Annotated in this window: 2 protein-coding genes and 3 pseudogenes; 1 reads left to right on the plus strand and 4 read right to left on the minus strand. The window is 32.7% G+C overall.

Features of this window, described 5'->3' with window-relative positions:
- Window positions 1-373: 373 nt before the first annotated feature.
- A pseudogene (locus SB775_RS27185) lies at window positions 374-801 on the plus strand (nucleotidyltransferase family protein); the annotation flags it as partial.
- A 61-nt stretch (window positions 802-862) separates the two neighbouring features.
- On the opposite strand, the pseudogene SB775_RS27190 reads toward SB775_RS27185, so the two are convergent.
- From SB775_RS27190 to SB775_RS27205, 4 genes and pseudogenes are all read right to left on the minus strand, one after another.
- Window positions 863-1,012: pseudogene (locus SB775_RS27190) on the minus strand (GNAT family N-acetyltransferase); the annotation flags it as partial.
- A 458-nt stretch (window positions 1,013-1,470) separates the two neighbouring features.
- Window positions 1,471-1,902 carry a terpene synthase gene (locus tag SB775_RS27195; RefSeq protein WP_410864248.1) on the minus strand — a complete coding sequence of 144 codons (432 nt, stop codon included), beginning with the start codon at window positions 1,900-1,902 and terminating at the stop codon, window positions 1,471-1,473.
- Window positions 1,903-2,190: 288 nt separating this feature from the next.
- Window positions 2,191-2,412 (minus strand): annotated as a pseudogene (locus SB775_RS27200) (group I truncated hemoglobin); the annotation flags it as partial.
- Window positions 2,413-2,658: 246 nt separating this feature from the next.
- Window positions 2,659-3,857 (minus strand): SH3 domain-containing protein (locus SB775_RS27205; protein ID WP_410864249.1); only part of this gene is annotated, 1,199 nt, incomplete at its 5' end.

Raw genomic sequence — 3,857 nt, forward strand, 5'->3', positions numbered from 1 at the left:
AAATTGCTTAAATACAAGTTGATTCATCTTTTTCTCCCCTCTCATTAACAAAATCATCCATATTATACCAGTAAAAAACGAAAAAGAATATAGTTGAAACTTCCTAAAATTAGCTTTATGTCAACCGGTTTTTGTTCCAAAGTAGGGCGCGATTCTTTTAATAAGGTTCGCTTTTCCTAATGAACTCGGGTGCGTTAGCTGAAGATCGGAGCTGTCTTTATGGCAGCTTTTTTTTATATGAGGGGCAGGATAGTTGAAGAAGGATAAGCATTCAAGGTTAACGAATTATTAAAAAGTAATATACATTTTATGGAGTAATTTTACAGTGATAAATGAGGAAAAAATCTTTGAGCTTATTACAGAAGATCAATGGATGATGAACATACTAAAAGCAGCAAAATCGTTAAATTTACCTGATTGATGGATATGTGCTGGATTTGTTCGTTCAAAAATATGGGAACATTACATAATTTCAATGAAAGAACTCCAATCCCAGATATTGATTTAATTTTCTTTGACCCTACAAATATTGATGAATTAATGGAAAAGAAATTTGAGGAAATGCTTAAAACCCTTATGCCGAACATTCCTTGGTCTGTAAAGAATGAAGTAAGAATTCACATTAAAAGTAATATGCCTCCCTATTCTTCTGCCGTTGATGCTATTTCCAGGTTCCCAAAAACAGCAACAGCTTTAGGAGTAAAATTAGATGAAAGGGATAATGTGAAATTAATAGCCCCTTGCGACTTTAGTGATGTTATTAATCTAGAAGTGAAGCCGACTCTTTTTTTTACAGAGACCTAAAGAACGAGTAGAAATTTTACAGGTATAAAAAAGCTATAGGAGTCTCCGTTAACATTGTTTATTTTGATATCCATTCATATTGAATATCAGGTAAATTTTCTTCATTTTCGTGTCCTCTACCAATGATTTTAAATCCATTCTTTTCATAAAATCGTTGTGCGTTTTCATTTACTTCAAATGTATATAATGTTAATCTCCCACTTGATTTTGTTTTTATTGGGTCTTTACGCTATAACGTAAAACTATAGAAAAAGGAAAAATCCTATAGTCTTTGCATATTTAATGCTTTAGTTTACATAAAGCATCTTACCAGAAATTGTGGAACTTATAAGAACGTTGAACCAGTCCCAGGTACCTGAATTACCATTCTTTGTTGTTATAGAAATACATAAAAAAGATAATCTAGCCTCTGTATACCCCTGAAAGCTCCATATTTGGTTCCTAAGGAGCTTTTATCGATTTTTTCGTACGAACCTTAAGGGATAGCACTAAAAGCAAGGCTATTTATGGAATTCTGTCAAAGGTGTCTATTTTTTTTATAGTTTTCGTAGTTATTAAATCTGATAACTACGAAAATTATTATAAACCCTTGAGAGGATAAAAAAAACGCTATAAGCCCTGATATAAAAGGATTTATAGCGTTTTGGATTTCTATATGTTTATATTTTAATCTTGAGATAAATAAATCCAATTTCTTTCATCAAATTCTTCAATAATATAATTTGAACCTATATTTTGTAAAATTTTATTAAAAGATTTTATATCATCTTCATTATCATACAAATCTTCTTGAATATATTCCTTAATAATAAAATTTGTTAAATTTGTATTATTAACAAAATCCGAAAAGTACGATCTTAGGAGAATTGAATCTTCTTCATTTAATTTTTCATCATTAATTAATGAAATCCTAAAAACATTTAAAATCTTGTTAATATCTTCTTCGTCCATATAACATAATGGTTCTAGTTTTTTATCTTCTTCTGTAAATGGATTTCTAGTATCTTCAATTACTACATAAGATAAAATATTTCCATTTTTTAATACATGGAAAATTTCTAAATCACGCAATTTTAAAATTCTATTAAGCGATATCATAATTTCCTCCTACCCAAATATTAATTTAGGAAATGTTAATAATTTAGCTACTGTTAAACCTACTAAAGCTGCCATTGTTATCAAAACTGAGGGGCTTGATACTATCTGATACCAAGACAATTTATTGATTTTCTTACGTTCTTTATCTAATTTTTCTTGTTTTTCTAATCCCTTTTTAAAATCAGCTGTTTTCTTTACATTTTTTTGCACAGATTTGGGAACACCAGCTGAATCTAGGGTTTTTTTATGACTTTTCCCCCCTTTAACAGTTTCAGCCCCCTTAACTTTTCCCTGGTGAGCTTTTGCCATTGATTGTCCAGAATATTGTTTTGGACCACCTAATGCAAAACTAATAAATTTTGTCTGATGACTGCGTTGTTTTTCCATATCCGTTTTTTCAAAAAAATGATTAACTGTATCATCCTTAAGCACCAACTCGTTGTAAAAGTAGTCCACAACTTTTGCTATCGCTTCTTCTCCACCAATTTTTTCATAAAGTGTTTGATCCATATATACACTTTGCTTTTGTGGGTCTGTCTTTGGTTTAAGAGTTATAGAACCTAATCCTTTGAAGGTTCACTTGCTTCTTCGCCATTAAGAAAAGCACATTATTTGTCTATTCCTTTTACATTATCATAGATCTAGATAGTATACCTAAATATAAAAAGCCTCATCAAGTTTTTGAAGAGGCTATTCATTGCGTATAATTTATTAAAGTTTTTGCACTAGAACCTATATATCTTTAGGAGCATTTCTTTAGTTTTGAACGGCTCTAGTATAATAATATTCTTCAAGAGTAAGTCCTTGGCTCATAATAGTTTGAGCTATTGGTTTACCTACATATCGAAGATGCCATGGTTCATATTTATACCCAGTGACTGATTCTTTTCCTTTAGGGTAACGGATAATAAATCCATAATCATCTGCATGTGCCTGTAACCATTTTGCTTCTTTAGTACCTCCAAAGCAATCCTCTGCCGCGCATTTACCATTGCCGCCTGTCACGTCAATAGCAAGGCCTGTTTCATGCTCACTTGTTCCAGGTAATGCACTGTATGTGATTGCTTTGGCATAACCATCCCTTTTTACATAATAATCAAATAGAGCAACTTGTGTAGCATGTGATCTGTATGCAGATACACCGAGAAGACTTACTCCCTGCTTCTTGGATTCCGCAAATAATTTGCTAATGGCAGCTGCTGCTTCACTTCGCATTTTTCTCTTTTCCGTCTTTTCTTTAAAAGTAAACGGTATTGATGTATATACTAAGTCTTTTGGTACATAGTTTTCTGGTAGCTTATTTTTTTTATTGACTAGCACTGGAATACTTTCTGGCTTTGCAACAACCTGAATGTCGTCAGATGAAGGATTGGATATTTTTACATATTGGCCACTAACATAACCTGTTTGACCATTTAAGCTTACCTTTAGCCATCCATTCTCACTTTTTCCAGTAACCATTAACTTTGTGCCCTGTTTAACTGTTGCTATAATTTTATTAGCAGTAGAAGGACCTGTACGGACATTCAGGTTAGCCGTTGCTGTATAGGTTACAGTTGCTGTACTAGATGAAGGATTGGATATTTTTACATATTGGCCACTAACATAACCTGCTTGACCATTTAAGCTTACCTTTAGCCATCCATTCTCACTTTTTCCAGTAACCATTAACTTTGTGCCCTGTTTAACTGTTGCTATAATTTTATTAGCAGTAGAAGGACCTGTACGGACATTCAGGTTAGCCGTTGCTGTATAGGTTACAGTTGCTGTACTAGATGAAGGATTGGATACCTTTACATATTGGCCACTAACATAACCTGTTTGACCATTTAAGCTTACCTTTAGCCATCCATTCTCACTTTTTCCAGTAACCGTTAGCTTTGTGCCCTGTTTAACTGTTGCTATAATTTTATTAGCAGTAGAAGGACCTGTACGGACATTCAGGTTAGCCGTTG

This window comes from Peribacillus sp. SIMBA_075, assembly GCF_046534585.1.

Coding starts and splice junctions, on each gene's coding strand:
- SB775_RS27195 (WP_410864248.1), bottom strand. CDS start 1,902: ATGATATCGCTTAATAGAATTTTAAAATTGCGTGATTTAGAAATTTTC.